Source organism: Bacillus clarus, assembly GCF_000746925.1.
Classification (GTDB): Bacteria; Bacillota; Bacilli; order Bacillales; family Bacillaceae_G; genus Bacillus_A; species Bacillus_A clarus.
The window spans coordinates 2362501-2380231 of the sequence record NZ_JMQC01000008.1; the positions used below are offsets into that span (position 1 = coordinate 2362501).

Annotated in this window: 18 protein-coding genes and 2 rRNA genes (1 of these 20 cut by a window edge); 19 read left to right on the top strand and 1 reads right to left on the bottom strand. The window is 37.9% G+C overall.

Annotated features, from left to right (window positions below; all coding sequences use genetic code 11):
• The 11 genes from DJ93_RS13015 to rsmI all read left to right on the top strand — a co-directional run.
• Window positions 1-2639 (top strand): 23S ribosomal RNA (locus tag DJ93_RS13015) (it extends 283 nt beyond the left edge of the window).
• Between the two features lie 49 nt (window positions 2640-2688).
• A 5S ribosomal RNA gene (gene rrf, locus DJ93_RS13020) occupies window positions 2689-2804 on the top strand.
• Between the two features lie 243 nt (window positions 2805-3047).
• Window positions 3048-3227: a sigma factor G inhibitor Gin gene (locus DJ93_RS13025; protein WP_042981279.1), complete on the top strand. Its 180-nt coding sequence runs from the start codon at window positions 3048-3050 to the stop codon at window positions 3225-3227.
• A 78-nt stretch (window positions 3228-3305) separates the two neighbouring features.
• A complete protein-coding gene (locus DJ93_RS13030) occupies window positions 3306-4724 on the top strand; it encodes an aminotransferase class I/II-fold pyridoxal phosphate-dependent enzyme (RefSeq protein ID WP_042981280.1) in 1419 nt (472 codons plus the stop codon).
• An 8-nt stretch (window positions 4725-4732) separates the two neighbouring features.
• Window positions 4733-5359, top strand: coding sequence for a dTMP kinase (tmk, locus tag DJ93_RS13035; protein WP_042981282.1), 627 nt, complete (start codon window positions 4733-4735; stop codon window positions 5357-5359).
• A gap of 35 nt (window positions 5360-5394) precedes the next feature.
• A complete protein-coding gene (gene holB, locus DJ93_RS13040) occupies window positions 5395-6378 on the top strand; it encodes a DNA polymerase III subunit delta' (protein WP_042981283.1) in 984 nt (327 codons plus the stop codon).
• 5 nt (window positions 6379-6383) lie between these two features.
• Window positions 6384-7211, top strand: a complete 828-nt coding sequence (locus DJ93_RS13045) for a PSP1 domain-containing protein (protein ID WP_042984197.1) — start codon at window positions 6384-6386, stop codon at window positions 7209-7211.
• A gap of 14 nt (window positions 7212-7225) precedes the next feature.
• Complete coding sequence (gene yabA / locus DJ93_RS13050; RefSeq protein WP_042981285.1) at window positions 7226-7576, top strand: DNA replication initiation control protein YabA; 351 nt, start codon at window positions 7226-7228, stop codon at window positions 7574-7576.
• Between the two features lie 108 nt (window positions 7577-7684).
• Window positions 7685-8425 (top strand): tRNA1(Val) (adenine(37)-N6)-methyltransferase, encoded by a 741-nt coding sequence (locus DJ93_RS13055; RefSeq protein WP_042981286.1) that lies wholly within the window; start codon window positions 7685-7687, stop codon window positions 8423-8425.
• Window positions 8412-8702 (top strand): GIY-YIG nuclease family protein, encoded by a 291-nt coding sequence (locus DJ93_RS13060; RefSeq protein WP_042981287.1) that lies wholly within the window; start codon window positions 8412-8414, stop codon window positions 8700-8702. The genes DJ93_RS13055 and DJ93_RS13060 overlap by 14 nt, the downstream gene beginning before the upstream one ends.
• Complete coding sequence (gene rsmI, locus DJ93_RS13065; protein ID WP_042981289.1) at window positions 8671-9546, top strand: 16S rRNA (cytidine(1402)-2'-O)-methyltransferase; 876 nt, start codon at window positions 8671-8673, stop codon at window positions 9544-9546. Before DJ93_RS13060 ends, rsmI begins: the two co-directional genes overlap by 32 nt.
• 20 nt (window positions 9547-9566) lie before the next feature.
• Here the strand turns inward: rsmI and DJ93_RS13070 are convergent, their stop codons facing one another.
• Window positions 9567-9851: an AbrB/MazE/SpoVT family DNA-binding domain-containing protein gene (locus tag DJ93_RS13070; RefSeq protein WP_042981290.1), complete on the bottom strand. Its 285-nt coding sequence runs from the start codon at window positions 9849-9851 to the stop codon at window positions 9567-9569.
• Between the two features lie 366 nt (window positions 9852-10217).
• On the opposite strand from DJ93_RS13070, the gene metG reads away from it, so the two are divergent.
• From metG to ispE, 8 genes are all read left to right on the top strand, one after another.
• On the top strand, window positions 10218-12197 hold the full coding sequence (gene metG / locus DJ93_RS13075; RefSeq protein ID WP_042981291.1) for a methionine--tRNA ligase: 1980 nt from the start codon (window positions 10218-10220) through the stop codon (window positions 12195-12197).
• A 175-nt stretch (window positions 12198-12372) separates the two neighbouring features.
• Window positions 12373-13140: a TatD family hydrolase gene (locus tag DJ93_RS13080; protein WP_042981292.1), complete on the top strand. Its 768-nt coding sequence runs from the start codon at window positions 12373-12375 to the stop codon at window positions 13138-13140.
• A gap of 271 nt (window positions 13141-13411) precedes the next feature.
• Window positions 13412-13969 carry a ribonuclease M5 gene (gene rnmV, locus DJ93_RS13085; RefSeq protein ID WP_042981293.1) on the top strand — a complete coding sequence of 186 codons (558 nt, stop codon included), beginning with the start codon at window positions 13412-13414 and terminating at the stop codon, window positions 13967-13969.
• A complete protein-coding gene (rsmA, locus tag DJ93_RS13090) occupies window positions 13966-14844 on the top strand; it encodes a 16S rRNA (adenine(1518)-N(6)/adenine(1519)-N(6))-dimethyltransferase RsmA (RefSeq protein WP_042981295.1) in 879 nt (292 codons plus the stop codon). Before rnmV ends, rsmA begins: the two co-directional genes overlap by 4 nt.
• 135 nt (window positions 14845-14979) lie before the next feature.
• Window positions 14980-15843 carry a sporulation peptidase YabG gene (yabG, locus tag DJ93_RS13095; RefSeq protein ID WP_042981297.1) on the top strand — a complete coding sequence of 288 codons (864 nt, stop codon included), beginning with the start codon at window positions 14980-14982 and terminating at the stop codon, window positions 15841-15843.
• Between the two features lie 264 nt (window positions 15844-16107).
• On the top strand, window positions 16108-16368 hold the full coding sequence (gene veg, locus DJ93_RS13100) for a biofilm formation stimulator Veg (protein WP_042981298.1): 261 nt from the start codon (window positions 16108-16110) through the stop codon (window positions 16366-16368).
• Between the two features lie 95 nt (window positions 16369-16463).
• Window positions 16464-16643 carry an acid-soluble spore protein SspF gene (sspF, locus tag DJ93_RS13105; protein ID WP_001985066.1) on the top strand — a complete coding sequence of 60 codons (180 nt, stop codon included), beginning with the start codon at window positions 16464-16466 and terminating at the stop codon, window positions 16641-16643.
• Window positions 16644-16843: 200 nt separating this feature from the next.
• Window positions 16844-17713, top strand: a complete 870-nt coding sequence (gene ispE, locus DJ93_RS13110; protein ID WP_142920664.1) for a 4-(cytidine 5'-diphospho)-2-C-methyl-D-erythritol kinase — start codon at window positions 16844-16846, stop codon at window positions 17711-17713.
• The last annotated feature ends 18 nt before the right edge of the window (window positions 17714-17731 follow it).

Consider the following 17731-nt stretch of genomic DNA (forward strand, 5'->3'; position numbering starts at 1 on the left):
CTTGCCTCTTGGGGTTGTAGGACATTCTATACGGAGTTACAAAGGAACGAGGTAGACGAAGCAGCCTGGAAAGGCTCGTCACAGAAGGTAACAACCCTGTAGTCGAAACTTCGTTCTCTCTTGAATGTATCCTGAGTACGGCGGAACACGTGAAATTCCGTCGGAATCTGGGAGGACCATCTCCCAAGGCTAAATACTCCCTAGTGATCGATAGTGAACCAGTACCGTGAGGGAAAGGTGAAAAGCACCCCGGAAGGGGAGTGAAAGAGATCCTGAAACCGTGTGCCTACAAATAGTCAGAGCCCGTTAATGGGTGATGGCGTGCCTTTTGTAGAATGAACCGGCGAGTTACGGTCCCGTGCGAGGTTAAGCTGAAGAGGCGGAGCCGTAGCGAAAGCGAGTCTGAATAGGGCGTTTAGTACGTGGTCGTAGACCCGAAACCAGGTGATCTACCCATGTCCAGGGTGAAGTTCAGGTAACACTGAATGGAGGCCCGAACCCACGCACGTTGAAAAGTGCGGGGATGAGGTGTGGGTAGCGGAGAAATTCCAATCGAACCTGGAGATAGCTGGTTCTCCCCGAAATAGCTTTAGGGCTAGCCTCAAGTGTAAGAGTCTTGGAGGTAGAGCACTGATTGAACTAGGGGTCCTCATCGGATTACCGAATTCAGTCAAACTCCGAATGCCAATGACTTATCCTTGGGAGTCAGACTGCGAGTGATAAGATCCGTAGTCAAAAGGGAAACAGCCCAGACCGCCAGCTAAGGTCCCAAAGTGTGTATTAAGTGGAAAAGGATGTGGAGTTGCTTAGACAACTAGGATGTTGGCTTAGAAGCAGCCACCATTTAAAGAGTGCGTAATAGCTCACTAGTCGAGTGACTCTGCGCCGAAAATGTACCGGGGCTAAATACACCACCGAAGCTGCGGATTGATACCTATGGTATCAGTGGTAGGGGAGCGTTCTAAGGACAGTGAAGTCAGACCGGAAGGACTGGTGGAGTGCTTAGAAGTGAGAATGCCGGTATGAGTAGCGAAAGACGGGTGAGAATCCCGTCCACCGAATGCCTAAGGTTTCCTGAGGAAGGCTCGTCCGCTCAGGGTTAGTCAGGACCTAAGCCGAGGCCGACAGGCGTAGGCGATGGACAACAGGTTGATATTCCTGTACCACCTCTTTATCGTTTGAGCAATGGAGGGACGCAGAAGGATAGAAGAAGCGTGCGATTGGTTGTGCACGTCCAAGCAGTTAGGCTGATAAGTAGGCAAATCCGCTTATCGTGAAGGCTGAGCTGTGATGGGGAAGCTCCTTATGGAGCGAAGTCTTTGATTCCCCGCTGCCAAGAAAAGCTTCTAGCGAGATAAAAGGTGCCTGTACCGCAAACCGACACAGGTAGGCGAGGAGAGAATCCTAAGGTGTGCGAGAGAACTCTGGTTAAGGAACTCGGCAAAATGACCCCGTAACTTCGGGAGAAGGGGTGCTTTCTTAACGGAAAGCCGCAGTGAATAGGCCCAAGCGACTGTTTAGCAAAAACACAGGTCTCTGCGAAGCCGTAAGGCGAAGTATAGGGGCTGACACCTGCCCGGTGCTGGAAGGTTAAGGAGAGGGGTTAGCGTAAGCGAAGCTCTGAACTGAAGCCCCAGTAAACGGCGGCCGTAACTATAACGGTCCTAAGGTAGCGAAATTCCTTGTCGGGTAAGTTCCGACCCGCACGAAAGGTGTAACGATTTGGGCACTGTCTCAACCAGAGACTCGGTGAAATTATAGTACCTGTGAAGATGCAGGTTACCCGCGACAGGACGGAAAGACCCCGTGGAGCTTTACTGTAGCCTGATATTGAATTTTGGTACAGTTTGTACAGGATAGGCGGGAGCCTTTGAAACCGGAGCGCTAGCTTCGGTGGAGGCGCTGGTGGGATACCGCCCTGACTGTATTGAAATTCTAACCTACGGGTCTTATCGACCCGGGAGACAGTGTCAGGTGGGCAGTTTGACTGGGGCGGTCGCCTCCTAAAGTGTAACGGAGGCGCCCAAAGGTTCCCTCAGAATGGTTGGAAATCATTCGTAGAGTGCAAAGGCATAAGGGAGCTTGACTGCGAGACCTACAAGTCGAGCAGGGACGAAAGTCGGGCTTAGTGATCCGGTGGTTCCGCATGGAAGGGCCATCGCTCAACGGATAAAAGCTACCCCGGGGATAACAGGCTTATCTCCCCCAAGAGTCCACATCGACGGGGAGGTTTGGCACCTCGATGTCGGCTCATCGCATCCTGGGGCTGTAGTCGGTCCCAAGGGTTGGGCTGTTCGCCCATTAAAGCGGTACGCGAGCTGGGTTCAGAACGTCGTGAGACAGTTCGGTCCCTATCCGTCGTGGGCGTAGGAAATTTGAGAGGAGCTGTCCTTAGTACGAGAGGACCGGGATGGACGCACCGCTGGTGTACCAGTTGTTCTGCCAAGGGCATAGCTGGGTAGCTATGTGCGGAAGGGATAAGTGCTGAAAGCATCTAAGCATGAAGCCCCCCTCAAGATGAGATTTCCCATAGCGTAAGCTAGTAAGATCCCTGAAAGATGATCAGGTTGATAGGTTCGAGGTGGAAGCATGGTGACATGTGGAGCTGACGAATACTAATAGATCGAGGACTTAACCATATAATATGTAGCAAATGTTATCTAGTTTTGAAGGAATATGCCTTCATAGTTTGGTGATGATGGCAGAGAGGTCACACCCGTTCCCATACCGAACACGGAAGTTAAGCTCTCTAGCGCCGATGGTAGTTGGGACCTTGTCCCTGTGAGAGTAGGACGTCGCCAAGCAATTAAAAACACGAGTCAAATGACTCGTGTTTTTTCGTGTTTAAGAAAATGGGGTTGAAAGTTTCGTACATTACATAAATACAAACACATTGCCCAAACACAATTCATATTATATATAAAGAAACGATGTATAATTTTTTGAAAAGTGTTAAGGAATAGAAGTACAAAATACTTTCGTTTAAATAGAAGGGAGGAAATGTCCTAATTCATTTTCATGTAGGTGGAAATGACACGGATAAAGCTATGACATTTAAAGATGAGATCTGTATTGTATGTGAAAAAAAGAGAGAAGATGGGATACATGTGCACAATAGTTTTATATGTGATGAGTGTGAACATGATATGGTGAATACTGAAACGAATGATCCTAAATATATATATTATTTAACACAATTACGAAAAATAGAAGTATCATACTTATAAATAGGCATATGCCTATTATTTTTTTTTCTTTAATATCTGTATAATAGATAGAGAATGAAAATTAAGGAAGAGATACATATGGATCAAAATCACATGCCGCTATATGAGGCGTTAATTCGTTTTAAAGAAAGACAACCGTTGTCTTTACATGTTCCAGGTCATAAAAATGGTTTGAATTTTCCAGAGGAGGCCATAGCTAGTTTTAAAGATATACTATCCATTGATGTAACAGAATTAACCGGATTGGATGATTTACATAGCCCGTTTGAATGTATAAATGAAGCTCAGCAATTATTAGCTGATGTATATGGTGCACAAAAAAGTTATTTTTTAATTAATGGTTCAACTGTCGGGAATTTGACGATGATTTTATCTTGTTGCGGGGAGCATGATGTTGTTCTTGTGCAAAGAAATTGCCATAAATCTATTATCAATGGTTTAAAGTTAGCTGGCGTTAATCCAGTATTTTTAGATCCATGGATTGATGAAGGATATAGCGTACCAGTAGGTGTTCGGGGTGAGCTTATTAAAAAGGCGATTAAGCAATATCCGAATGCGAAAGCACTTATTTTAACACATCCTAATTATTATGGTATGGGCGTAGATTTAAAGGAGAGTATTGTGTACGCGCATGCGCATAAAATTCCTGTATTAGTGGATGAAGCGCATGGAGCACATTTTTGTATAGGCGAACCTTTCCCGCAGTCTGCATTAGCTTATGGTGCAGATATGGTAGTACATTCAGCTCATAAAACTTTACCTGCGATGACAATGGGGTCGTATTTACATATAAATAGTAATTTAATTAATAAAGAAAAAGTTTCTACCTATTTAAGTATGTTACAATCCAGTAGCCCATCTTACCCAATTATGGCATCACTTGATATAGCTCGTTTTGCAATAGCGAAGATGAAGAAGAATGGCTATCATCAAGTTATAGGGTTTTTGCGTCAGTTTAAAGAAGGATTAAGGTCTATCCCACAAATTGTTGTTCTAGAATATCCATTGCAAGATGAATTGAAGATTACGGTGCAAACATGCTGTCAGTTATCAGGGTATGAATTACAGTCTATATTCGAAAAGGCAGGGATATATGCTGAAATGGCAGATCCGTATAATGTACTCTTTATTTTACCTTTACACGTAAATGAAGAATACATGAAAGCAATAGAAATTATCAAGTTAGCATTACGTAATTATAAGGTAACAGACAAGAGCTCATCTATTCGTTATACTTATAATGGAGAATTTTCTCTGTTGCCATTTACGTATAAACAATTAGAGAGGTATAGTACGAAAGTAGTATCTATGGAAGAGGCTGTTGGTATGATAGCAGCGGAAATGGTTATTCCATATCCACCTGGAATTCCTTTAATTATGTATGGAGAGAAAATTACTTTAGAGCATATGAGGCAAATCTCTTATTTAGAAGAAACAGGGGCTCGTTTTCAAGGTAGTACAGAATATATGAAAGTATATGATATAGAGAGAAAGTAGGTTGTAGGATGAAGGGATTATTTGTAACAATTGAAGGTCCAGAGGGCTCAGGTAAAACGACATTAATAAAAAAATTATTGCCATACTTTGAGCAAAAAGAACAGAAAGTAATGGCAACGAGAGAGCCGGGCGGTATTGCAATTTCGGAAGATATTCGAACGATTTTACATAAAAAAGAATATACGATGATGGAAGCACGTACAGAGGCTTTATTATATGCTGCTGCACGTAGACAGCATTTAGTTGAGAAAGTCATGCCGGCACTCGAGGAGAACTATCTTGTATTATGTGATCGCTTTATAGATAGTTCTCTTGCATATCAAGGTTATGCAAGGAGCTTAGGGATGGATAAAGTATTTGAAATTAATCGTTTTGCGACAGAAGATTGCATGCCTGATTTAACAATCTATTTAGATATTGAACCAGAAGTCGGCTTAGCACGAATTGGGAAGGATGCAGGACGCGAAGTGAATCGATTAGATATGGAAAGTATTACGTTCCATAAAAAAGTACGTGAGGGCTATTTACAGGTTGTAGAACGTTTCCCAAATCGTATTGTGCTTGTAAATGCGGATCAACCAATGGAAAAACTTGTAGAAGAAGTCATTCAGATTATAGGACATAAGTTGTTATAATAGAAGGAAAGAATGAATTAAGTGAGGTATGCATTATGACGAAGACGTGGGAGCAGCTTTCTGCTATACAACCCATTGGTGTAAAAATGTTGATGAATAGCATTGCAAAAGGGCGTATATCCCACGCTTATTTGTTAGAAGGAGGAAAAGGGACTGGGAAATTTGCAACGGCAATTCAAATGGCAAAAAGTTTTCTTTGCTTACAAAGAAATGGTGTAGAACCTTGTCATACATGCACAAATTGTCGCCGAATTGATTCAGGGAACCATCCGAACTTACATATTGTAAAACCAGATGGATTATCTATTAAAAAGCAACAAATTCACGATTTACAAGAAGAGTTTTCAAAAACCGGATTAGAAGCAAACAAAAAGGTATACGTTATAGAGCACGCAGACCGTATGACAGCCAATGCTGCTAATACGTTATTAAAGTTTTTAGAAGAACCGAGTAGCGATACAACAGCTATTTTACTTACTGAACAAAGTCATCAAATTTTAAATACGATTTTATCTCGTTGCCAAGTTGTTACATTTAGACCATTGCCTACAGAATCTTTAATTAAGAGATTACAGGATGAGGGTATTACAGTATCCTTATCTACTCTTGCTGCACAGCTTACGAATAGTTTTGAGGAAGCTTTATTGTTGTGTAATGATGAATGGTTTGCACAAGCACGAGCTTTAGTGATAAAATTATGTGAAGCGCTCGAAAAAGATAAAGCCTCTATTTTTTTTGTACAAGAAAAATGGGGGAAACACTTTGGAGAGAAAGAACAATTACAACAAGGTTTAGATATGTTACTCCTTATCTATAAGGATTTATTATATGTTCAACTAGGAGAGGAAGATCGTCTTGTTTTTCATGAGCAAAAGGAGATGTTCGAATCTTTCTCCTATGCTCAGAAGCGCATTGTATCAGCTCTTTTTAATATATTGGAGGCAAAAAATAGAATCAACGCTAATGTAAATGCGCAGCTTGTATTCGAACAGTTAGTGTTGCGGTTGCAGGAGGGATGACCGTTTTGTATGATGTAGTAGGTGTTCGCTTTAAGAAGGCCGGAAAAGTATATTACTTTGACCCTAATCAATTTGATATCTCAGAAAATGAGTTTGTGATTGTGGAAACTGTGAGGGGTATTGAATATGGGAAAGTGGTTATTACAAAAAAACAAGTTGATGAAAATGATGTTGTATTACCACTAAAGAAGGTTATTCGCATTGCAAATGAAAATGATCGGACCATTGTTGAAGAGAACAAGCATGCTGCAAAAGAGGCATATCAAGTTTGTCAACAAAAGGTCGGGGAACACAATCTTGATATGAAACTTGTAGACGTAGAATATACGTTTGATCGTAATAAGATTATTTTTTATTTTACAGCGGATGGTCGGATTGATTTCCGTGAGCTGGTGAAAGACTTAGCTGCAATTTTCCGAACAAGAATTGAGCTAAGACAAATAGGTGTTCGTGATGAAGCGAAAATGCTTGGTGGTATTGGGCCATGTGGTCGTATGCTTTGCTGTTCTACATTTTTAGGGGATTTTGAACCTGTATCCATTAAAATGGCAAAGGATCAAAACTTATCATTAAATCCTGCGAAAATCTCTGGTTTATGTGGCCGCTTAATGTGTTGCTTAAAATATGAGAATGATGAATATGAGGCAGCAAAGGAGCAACTTCCTGATTTAGATCAACGTATACAAACACCACATGGTACTGGTCGTGTCATCGGATTAAATATTTTAGAAAGATTAATTCAAGTGGAACTAGTAGACAAGGAACGGGTAGTAGAATATACGTTAGATGAATTAATTAATGAAGGGGTCGTTTCGAGTCAAACCACAGATTAATGAGGTGGGTGCTTGTGGAGAAAAAGGATATTTTTGCAGCGGTTTCTAGTATGGAAGAGCAAATTGGACATTTATATAAACAGTTGGGAGAATTAAAGCAACATCTTGCAGAATTACTGGAAGAAAACCAACATATTAAAATGGAAAATGAAAATTTGCGACATCGTTTTGAAGAAGTGCAGAAAAAGGAAAAACAAAGAACTCAAAAACGCAAAGAAATGAAACCAAAGACAGATATCGGTGAAGGCTATGATAATTTAGCAAGACTATATCAAGAGGGTTTCCATATTTGTAATTTACATTATGGAAGTGTACGTAAAGAGGGAGATTGTTTATTCTGTCTGTCATTTTTAAATAAAAAATGAAATTACCTTTCCAATTATATTGGAAAGGTAATTTTTTATACATGAGAGTAGAAGGAATTTTATTTTCACATTAATAGGGTAGGTTAAGTGTAGGAAAGGGAGCAATATATGAATTTATATGAAGATGAACGTTTAGATTATTTATTAGCACAAGATATGAAGATTATCCAAAGTCCATCAGTATTTAATTTTTCTTTAGATGCAGTTCTACTAGCGAATTTTGCTTGGGTTCCAATTCAAAAAGGAAACTTGCTTGATTTATGTACAGGCAATGCAGTTATCCCTCTTTTATTAAGTACAAGAACAAAAGGGATGATTACAGGTGTGGAAATTCAAGAGCGCCTGTATGATATGGGGATGAGGAGTGTCCAATATAATAAGATGGAAGACCGAATTCATTTAATACATGGGGACTTAAAGGATATGCCAGAGAAACTTGGCCGCCATCAATATGATGTTGTAACATGTAATCCTCCTTATTTTCAAACACCGAAAGCATCTGAAAAAAATATAAATGAACATTTAGCTATCGCTCGCCATGAAATTATGTGTACATTAGAAGACGTTGTATATGCAAGTAGTCAATTGGTGAAACAGGGTGGGAAAGTGGCGTTTGTACATCGCCCAGGTCGTTTGCTTGATATTGTAACGTTAATGAGGAAGTATAACATTGAACCGAAGCGCGTACAGTTTGTTTATCCGAAGGCAGGTAAAGAAGCAAATACATTGTTAATTGAAGGAATTAAAGACGGAAATGCAGATTTGAAAATTTTACCACCACTTTTTGTATATGAAGAAAATAATGAATATACGAAGGAGCTTCGTTCAATTTTATATGGAGAAGAATAAGCATTGTTTTTATGTGGTGGAATGTTCAGACGGAAGTTATTACGCTGGGTACACAAATCATATAGAAAAACGTATTCAAACTCATAATAGCGGAAAAGGTGCTAAGTATACACGCGCTAGACTTCCAGTTGTTTTGAAATATGTAGAAGTTCATGATAATAAGCGAACGGCTATGCAGGCTGAATATCATTTTAAGCAGTTGAGCAGAAAACAAAAAGAAGAATATATGCAAAAAGGAGAACGCTATGTGGCAGCAAAAAAGCTTTCAACAAATTGAAAAGGGAGTGCTATATTTAGTACCAACTCCAATCGGGAATTTAGAAGACATGACATTTCGTGCAATCCGAATTTTAAAAGAGGCAGATGTCATTGCGGCTGAAGATACGCGGCAAACAAAAAAGCTTTGCAATTACTTCGAAATTGAAACACCAGTTATGAGTTACCATGAGCATAACAAGGAAGTAAGCGGAAGGAAAATTTTAGATAAGTTAGAGAATGGAAAGACTGTAGCTCTTGTGAGTGATGCTGGTATGCCATGTATTTCTGATCCAGGTTACGATATTGTTGTAGAGGCTGTAGCAGAACAATACCATGTTATTCCTCTTCCAGGAGCAAATGCTGCACTTACAGCATTAATTGCGTCGGGACTCGAAACGAAACATTTTTATTTTTACGGTTTTTTACAACGAAATAAAAAGGAACGAAAAGCTGAATTAGAAAAATTACGTTATATCCCAACTACAATGATGTTTTATGAAGCGCCGCACCGATTAGATGATACATTAATTTCTATGCAAGAAGTACTAGGGAATAGAGAAATTGTTTTATGCCGAGAGCTAACGAAAAAATTTGAAGAGTTTATTCGCGGCACAATTGAAGAAGCTATTGAATGGACAAAGCAGAATGAAGTTCGTGGCGAATTTTGCATTTTAGTAGCAGGATCAACAGAAGAAGTAGCTCAAGAGGAACAATGGTGGGAGTCAATTTCAGTATATGATCATATTGAACACTATATAAATGAACAAAGGATGTCTTCAAAAGAGGCGATAAAAACAGTCGCTAAAGATCGAGACTTGTCGAAACGAGACGTGTATCAAATCTATCATGTCGATAAAAAATAAGCTTCTCATAATTGAGAAGCTTATTTTGCTGTTTGAATGTAATCTTGAAGTTCGTTTAAGATTTGTTCAGCGCCTTCTTTGCTTAAGATAATTTTACCCTCAGCTAAAGAAAGGTTACCGTCAGATACTTCACCAGTTACTTGGCAAGTCATGTTTGGTTTATATTTTTTTAAGATAATTTTTTCGTCATCAACGTAAATTTCAAGAGCGTCCTTTTCTGCAATACCTAATGTACGGCGTAATTCGATTGGAATTACCACACGACCTAATTCATCAACTTTACGAACGATACCAGTAGATTTCATATTCGTTTTCCTCCTAATAGTTTATAAGTTTTCGAGTCTATTTTTTTGATTCGTCATTTTTCGACAAAATACCCTATGGACATATGATACCAATCATTTACATTTCCGTCAATTCTTAAATTCTATATTTTTAAAAAAGATTTATAGATTTTTATACTTCTTATATATAATAGAATAAGGGAGACTTTTGCAATTATTTTTCACTTTATTTTTTAATTTTATCAACTTTTCAGACTATTACCGTATATTTTTTATGAATATGAGTAATAGATGATAAAGATAATCGAGCATTAACTCGTTTTTATGTGTTAGTTTTTGATATACTGTTTATAAATACATATGAGGTCATTCGGGAGGTTCAAAACAATGATAGAGGAAAATAAATCCTTTTATATTACTACCCCAATTTATTATCCAAGCGGAAAGCTGCATATTGGACATGCTTATACAACAGTAGCAGGAGATGCAATAGCACGCTATAAGCGTATGCAAGGATATGATGTTCACTATTTAACAGGTACTGATGAACATGGACAAAAGATTCAAAAGAAGGCAGAAGAACTGAACGTTACGCCACAAGCATACGTGGATAACATTGTTTCAGGGATTAAAGAACTTTGGGAGAAGATGGACATTTCTTATGATGACTTTATTCGTACAACTGAAGATCGTCACAAAGATGTTGTTGAGAAAATCTTCAAGCAACTAGTGGATCAAGGTGATATTTATCTTGATGAATATGAAGGTTGGTATTCTGTACAAGATGAAACATTCTACACAGAGCATCAATTAATTGATCCAATTATGGAAGGTGACAAAGTAGTTGGTGGAAAAAGCCCAGATAGTGGTCATGCTGTAGAACTTGTTCGTGAAGAATCTTATTTCTTCAGAATGGGTAAATATGTAGATCGACTATTACAGTTCTATGAAGATAACCCTCATTTCATTCAGCCCGAGTCTCGTAAAAATGAAATGATTAATAACTTTATTAAACCAGGCTTAGAAGATTTAGCAGTTTCTCGTACTTCATTTGACTGGGGAATTCGTGTACCAGGTAACCCAAAACATGTTGTTTATGTATGGGTAGATGCTTTATCTAACTATATTACAGCATTAGGATATGGAACAGCGAATGAAGAGAAGTATAAAAAATTCTGGCCAGCAGATGTTCATTTAGTCGGAAAAGAAATCGTTCGTTTCCATACGATCTATTGGCCAATCATTTTAATGGCATTAGATTTACCACTTCCGAAAAAGGTCTTTGCTCACGGTTGGATTTTAATGAAAGATGGAAAAATGAGTAAGTCGAAAGGTAATGTAGTAGATCCTGTTACGTTAATTGATCGTTACGGATTAGATGCATTACGTTATTACTTACTTCGTGAAGTTCCATTTGGATCTGACGGAGTATTCACGCCAGAAGGTTTTGTCGAACGTATTAACTTCGATTTAGCAAATGATTTAGGAAACTTATTAAATCGTACAGTAGCTATGATTGATAAATATTTTAATGGAGAAATTCCTGCGTTTAAAGCAAATATAACGGAGTTTGATGAAACGTTAGTAGTATTTGCAAAAGATACGTTGCAAAAAGTAGAAGAAGCAATGGAAAATATGGAGTTTTCTGTAGCGCTAAGCTCAATTTGGCAATTGGTTAGTCGTACGAATAAATATATTGATGAAACACAACCTTGGGTGTTAGCGAAAGATGAGAATGATCGTGAAAAACTAGCTTCTGTAATGGCACATCTGGCAGAGATGCTTCGCCAAACAGGCGTTATGCTTATGCCATTCTTAACAGCAACACCAGGTAAAATGTTCGCCCAGCTTGGTCTTACTGATGCAGCTCATCAGTCTTGGGAAAGCCTTTCTACGATTGGATGCATTCCAGCAGGAACAAAGGTAATGAAAGGACAACCAATTTTCCCGCGTTTAGAAATGGAAGTAGAAGTAGAGTATATTAAAGAACAAATGAAAAGCTCTGCTCCTAAAGTAGAAGAGAAAAAAGAAGAACCAAAGGCAGAAGAAATTACAATTGATGATTTCTTTAAAGTAGAATTGAAAGTAGCTGAAGTAATAGAAGCTGAGCCTGTAAAAAAAGCAGATAAACTGCTAAAAATTCAACTTGATTTAGGTACAGAAAAGCGTCAAGTTGTTTCTGGTATCGCAAAATTCTATACACCAGAAGAATTAAAAGGTAAAAAGGTGATTTGTGTAACGAATTTAAAACCTGTAAAATTACGTGGTGAATTATCACAAGGTATGATTTTAGCAGGTGAAGAAAACGGCGTGCTATCGTTAGCAAGTATTGACCAAAATTTACCAAATGGTACAAAAATTAAGTAATTATGACAATATAAGAGATGTTTCACGTGTAACATTCGTGAAGCATCTTTTTTATAGTTCAAGATTTTTTGGAATTCGCGTCTTTCGTATTAAAATTGTAGTATTGTTTAAGTTATGATGAACTTCATTTTTGTCTATGATAGAGTTTATTTCAATATAAAAGGAGTTATTTATCATGTTGTTTGATACACATTCACATTTAAATGCAGAGCAGTTTGAAGAGGATTTACAAGAAGTTATTGTAAGGATGAAAGAAGCCGGAGTTACATATACCGTTGTTGTTGGTTTTGATGAAGTGACAATAAAAAAAGCGATTGAATTAGCAGAAACATATGATTTTATTTATGCTGCAGTTGGTTGGCATCCAGTTGATGCAATTGATATGACAGAAGAACATTTAGTTTGGTTAGAAGAGCTAGCTGCTCATCCAAAAGTAGTTGCTCTTGGTGAAATGGGATTAGATTATCATTGGGATAAGTCTCCAAAAGAAATTCAAAAAGAAGTATTTCGTAAGCAAATTGCATTAGCGAAAAAAGTGAAATTACCAATTATTATTCATAATCGTGATGCAACACAAGATATCGTAGATATTTTAGAAGAGGAACAAGCGGCTAAAGTAGGAGGCATTATGCATTGCTTTAGTGGTAGTGTGGAAGTGGCAAAGCGATGCATTGATATGAATTTTTTAATTTCATTAGGTGGACCAGTAACATTTAAAAATGCAAAGAAACCGAAAGAGGTTGCTATGGAAATCCCTATGGAAAAGCTATTAATAGAGACAGACTGCCCATACTTAACGCCTCATCCATTTCGTGGTAAACGAAATGAACCTAGTTATGTAAAACTTGTAGCAGAGGAAATTGCGAATTTAAAAGGAATTTCATACGAAGAAGTAGCACAAGTAACAACAGAAAATGCAAAAAAATTATTTGGTGTTGAATAAAAGGAAGAATGGGGAAGCCCATTCTTCCTTTTATATATTTTCTTCGTAAAACAAGCTAAAAAAGTCCTACTAAAATTTTTCTTTATTAATGTCAAATGAAGCAGGTCTATCATTAGGAAAAAAGTAAAGAGTAAAGTGTTACAATAAGAGGGGACAGGCAGAGCTTTTTTTCTTCGCTGCTTTTTAAATTGTACGAATGGGAAAATAATAATGGAAAAGTATTCGTTTTTTTGTTTTACTAAGTAGAGACGAAACGAGTGTGGAGGCAAGCATGAAAATTAAAGAGATTATCGTTGTAGAAGGTAAAGATGATACAGTCGCAATTAAACGCGCTGTTGATGCGGATACAATTGAAACGAACGGTTCAGCAATCGGTGATCATGTTATTGAGCAAGTCAAATTAGCGCAGCAAAAACGAGGCGTTATTATTTTGACGGATCCAGATTATCCCGGAGAACGTATTCGGAAAATTATCTCGGAGAAAGTTCCAGGATGCAAACATGCCTTTTTACCGAAAGAAGAGGCGCTTGCGAAAAGGAAAAAGGGTGTCGGGATAGAACATGCTTCTAATGAATCAATTCGCCGTGCTTTAGAAAATGTATATGAAGAAATGGAAGCTTACACAACTGAAATTAGTTGGAGTGATTTGGTCGATGCTGGTTTAGTGGGCGGAGAAATGGCAAAGAGCCGCAGAGAGAGAATGGGTAAGCTATTAAAGATTGGCTATACAAATGCAAAGCAGTTACATAAACGTTTACAAATGTTTCAAGTTTCAAACGAGGCATTTGCGGAAGCTTATAAACAAGTGCTACAGGAGGAAAAGAAATGAAGGATATCGCAACACCGAATCGCACAAAAGATATTGTTGAAAAATACGGATTTTCATTCAAAAAAAGCTTAGGACAAAATTTTTTAATCGATACGAATGTATTAAATCGTATCGTTGATTATGCAGAAATCGGCTCGGAAAGTGGAGCGATTGAAATTGGACCTGGTATAGGAGCATTAACAGAACAATTGGCAAAACGTGCTAAGAAGGTAGTAGCTTTTGAAATTGACCAAAGATTATTACCGATTTTAGGTGAGACACTAGCTCCGTATGATAACGTTACAGTTATTAATAAAGATGTTTTAAAAGCTGATGTACATGAAGTGTTTGGGGAACAGTTCGAAGAAGGACAAGATGTAATGGTAGTGGCAAATTTACCATACTATGTTACAACACCTATTTTATTTAAATTGCTTGAAGAAAAGTTACCGGTTCGTGGGTTTGTTGTTATGATGCAAAAAGAGGTTGGGGATCGTTTAGCGGCTAAACCGGGGACAAAAGAGTACGGTTCTTTATCAATCGCTATTCAATATTACACTGAGGTAGAAACCGTTATGACTGTGCCACGTACAGTGTTTGTACCGCAACCAAATGTAGATTCTGCAGTTATCCGTCTTTTAAAACGCCCAAAGCCAGTTGTAGAAGTAACAGATGAAAATTTCTTTTTTGAAGTAGTACGAGCAAGCTTTGCGCAGCGTCGTAAGACTTTGATGAATAATTTATCGAATAACTTGAATGGTTTCCCAAAAGATAAGGAACTTTTAGATCGAATCCTAACAGAAGTAGGGATTGATCCGAAACGAAGAGGCGAAACATTATCAATCGAAGAATTTGCGACATTAAGTAATGCATTAGTTCTTCATAAAACAGAATAGGCGTTTCTCTATGCTAATAATGTCATAAATAATAAAAGGGCAGCTTACTCAAGCTGTCCTTTTTGTCACCTTTCCTACTCTAAATTCATACGTTAAAAACAGGTAAGATGGCCTAATGAGTTTGGGGGTAGGAGAATGGCTTTACATGTTGGAGATTTAGTGGAACGATATTCCCATAATAGGGATATTCTTTTTCGTATTATAGAAATAAAAGGGGAAATTGCAATATTATTCGGAGAAGAAGTTAGGCTTGTGGCAGATGCGCCGCTTGAAGATTTAATTAATATAGATCAGAGAGAATATAAAAAAAGAGCGAAGCGTGAAAGAGAAACAATGGAGCGTACGTATCGTTTATTTCAGCAAGATTATGTATTGATGAAGCAAAGGCATGAACATAGCTCCACGGGTGGATATACGAGTGAAGTGAATTATTTTCAAATGCCTGGACGTGTTTTGCATATAGATGGGGATCCACTATATTTAAGGAAGTGCTTAGATTTATATAATAAAATAGGCGTTCCTGTTCAAGGTATTCATTGTAAGGAGACAGAAATGCATGAAAAGGTAGTAGATTTAATTGATCATTTCCGCCCTGATATTTTAGTAATAACGGGTCACGATGCATATACAAAGTCAAAAGGGGTAATGGGAGATTTAGCAGCTTATCGGCATTCTAGACATTTTGTACAGGCTGTTCGAGAAGTTCGAAAAAAGTATCCATCATTAGATCAACTGGTTATTTTTGCAGGAGCTTGTCAGTCACATTTTGAAGCTTTAATTCGAGCTGGTGCTAATTTTGCTAGTTCACCGTCAAGGATTAATATTCATGCTTTAGATCCTGTTTATGTAGTGGGTAAAATTAGTTTCACTTCATTTATGGAGAGAGTAAATGTATGGGATGTTGTACGAAATACAATTACTGGTGAAAAAGGTCTTGGTGGAATTGAAACAAGAGGGATTTTACGAACTGGGTTACCCTTCCAACATTATGATGAGTAAGCAAGGTACATATGTACCTTGCTTTTTTTGTAAAAAAACAAAGTAATTTAATAAAACAAAATTACGATTTGAAAGTGATTGGATAAAAAGGAATAAGAACGTACAAACTATACAAGGAAACTTTACAATATAGTAGTTCTTCTATCTATTCGAACACATTAGGTTCTTGTAATCATATTGTTTGTTACTTGTGGTTAATAATTGGGATAGATATATCATGCTTTAAGTGTTCAATCTAAATTACAGCGAGGTGTAGCAAAGTATATGTCAAAACGTTTAGATGAAATTAAAAGCGAATTAGATCACCATCTTGGAAAGCGCCTTATGTTAAAGGCGAATAGTGGAAGAAGAAAGACTGTTGAACAATCAGGAGTACTTGCAGAGACATATCGTTCTGTTTTTGTTGTACAGTTAGATCAACAGGAAGATGCATTACAACGTGTATCTTATAGCTATGCTGATGTGTTAACAGAAACCGTAGAATTAACATTTTATGACGACCCACATAATGAAGTTATTTTATGATTATCATTTCATTTGTTACATATATTCCCACAAATGAAAAACTACGTTATTTTGCATACTAACTATACCGTAGCAAAATAAGGAGGGACTCTGCATTGAGTAGACGAAGAGGTGTCATGTCGAATCAATTTAAAGAAGAGCTTGCAAAAGAGCTTGGATTTTATGATGTTGTTCAGAAAGAAGGATGGGGCGGAATTCGTGCGAAAGATGCTGGTAATATGGTGAAAAGAGCCATAGAGATTGCAGAGCAGCAATTAATGAAACAAAACCAGTAAGTAGTTGTAAGATACTTTCTATGCTACGGTAGCCGAGGAGAAATTCCTCGGCTTTTTGCACGCTAAAAGGTTTTATCATTTTGTATAAGTAGTTTCATTCTGAATGCTTTTCGTTATAATTAGGGAAGTATCATCGTCTTACTATAAATTTATGGTAAAATAAACGATAAAAGATTGAGTACATAGAGTGGGTGAATAGGTTGAAGCTACTAGTGAAAGCACCAGCAAAGATTAATCTGTCGTTAGATGTACTGGGAAAAAGACAAGACGGATATCATGAAGTAAAAATGATTATGACAACAATTGATTTAGCAGATCGTTTAGAGCTAACAGAGTTAGTAGAAGATCGTATCGAAATTGTATCTCATAATCGGTATGTCCCAGATGATCAACGTAATTTAGCTTATCAAGCAGCGAAATTATTAAAAGAAAAATTTAAAGTGAAGCAAGGAGTATCTATTACCATTGAAAAAACGATTCCAGTAGCTGCAGGATTAGCAGGGGGGAGCAGCGATGCAGCGGCTACACTGCGCGGCCTCAATAAGTTATGGAATCTAGGTCTTACGATAGATGAATTGGCGGAACTTGGTGCAGAGATTGGATCAGATGTATCTTTTTGTGTGTATGGAGGGACAGCGATTGCCACAGGAAGAGGAGAAAAAATTGAGCATATAAAGACACCACCTTCTTGTTGGGTGATTTTAGCGAAGCCACATATTGGAGTATCTACAGCTGATGTGTACGGGAATTTAAAATTAAATCGTGTTACACATCCAGACGTAGATAAAATGGTTGAAGTAATTAATCGCGGTGATTATAAAGGAATTTGTAATACTGTTGGAAACGTATTAGAAGATGTAACGTTTGCGATGCATCCTGAAGTCGCTCGCATTAAAGCGCAGATGAAACGTTTTGGTGCAGATGCAGTGTTAATGAGTGGTAGCGGTCCAACCGTGTTTGGACTTGTACATCATGATTCGCGAATGCATCGTATTTATAACGGATTAAAAGGGTTTTGCGAACAAGTATATGCGGTACGCCTATTAGGAGAGCGAGAAACGCTTGAATAAAGACGTATAATACGTTAT

Excerpts from the sequence above, each read along its gene's own strand:
- DJ93_RS13080 (WP_042981292.1), top strand. The coding sequence starts at position 12,373 with ATGTTGTTTGATACACATTCACATTTAAATGCAGAGCAGTTTGAAGAG.
- veg (WP_042981298.1), top strand. The coding sequence starts at position 16,108 with ATGTCAAAACGTTTAGATGAAATTAAAAGCGAATTAGATCACCATCTT.
- DJ93_RS13030 (WP_042981280.1), top strand. The coding sequence starts at position 3,306 with ATGGATCAAAATCACATGCCGCTATATGAGGCGTTAATTCGTTTTAAA.
- DJ93_RS13070 (WP_042981290.1), bottom strand. The coding sequence starts at position 9,851 with ATGAAATCTACTGGTATCGTTCGTAAAGTTGATGAATTAGGTCGTGTG.
- DJ93_RS13060 (WP_042981287.1), top strand. The coding sequence starts at position 8,412 with ATGGAGAAGAATAAGCATTGTTTTTATGTGGTGGAATGTTCAGACGGA.
- rsmI (WP_042981289.1), top strand. The coding sequence starts at position 8,671 with ATGTGGCAGCAAAAAAGCTTTCAACAAATTGAAAAGGGAGTGCTATAT.
- DJ93_RS13025 (WP_042981279.1), top strand. The coding sequence starts at position 3,048 with ATGACATTTAAAGATGAGATCTGTATTGTATGTGAAAAAAAGAGAGAA.
- rnmV (WP_042981293.1), top strand. The coding sequence starts at position 13,412 with ATGAAAATTAAAGAGATTATCGTTGTAGAAGGTAAAGATGATACAGTC.
- metG (WP_042981291.1), top strand. The coding sequence starts at position 10,218 with ATGATAGAGGAAAATAAATCCTTTTATATTACTACCCCAATTTATTAT.
- rsmA (WP_042981295.1), top strand. The coding sequence starts at position 13,966 with ATGAAGGATATCGCAACACCGAATCGCACAAAAGATATTGTTGAAAAA.
- tmk (WP_042981282.1), top strand. The coding sequence starts at position 4,733 with ATGAAGGGATTATTTGTAACAATTGAAGGTCCAGAGGGCTCAGGTAAA.
- yabG (WP_042981297.1), top strand. The coding sequence starts at position 14,980 with ATGGCTTTACATGTTGGAGATTTAGTGGAACGATATTCCCATAATAGG.
- holB (WP_042981283.1), top strand. The coding sequence starts at position 5,395 with ATGACGAAGACGTGGGAGCAGCTTTCTGCTATACAACCCATTGGTGTA.
- DJ93_RS13055 (WP_042981286.1), top strand. The coding sequence starts at position 7,685 with ATGAATTTATATGAAGATGAACGTTTAGATTATTTATTAGCACAAGAT.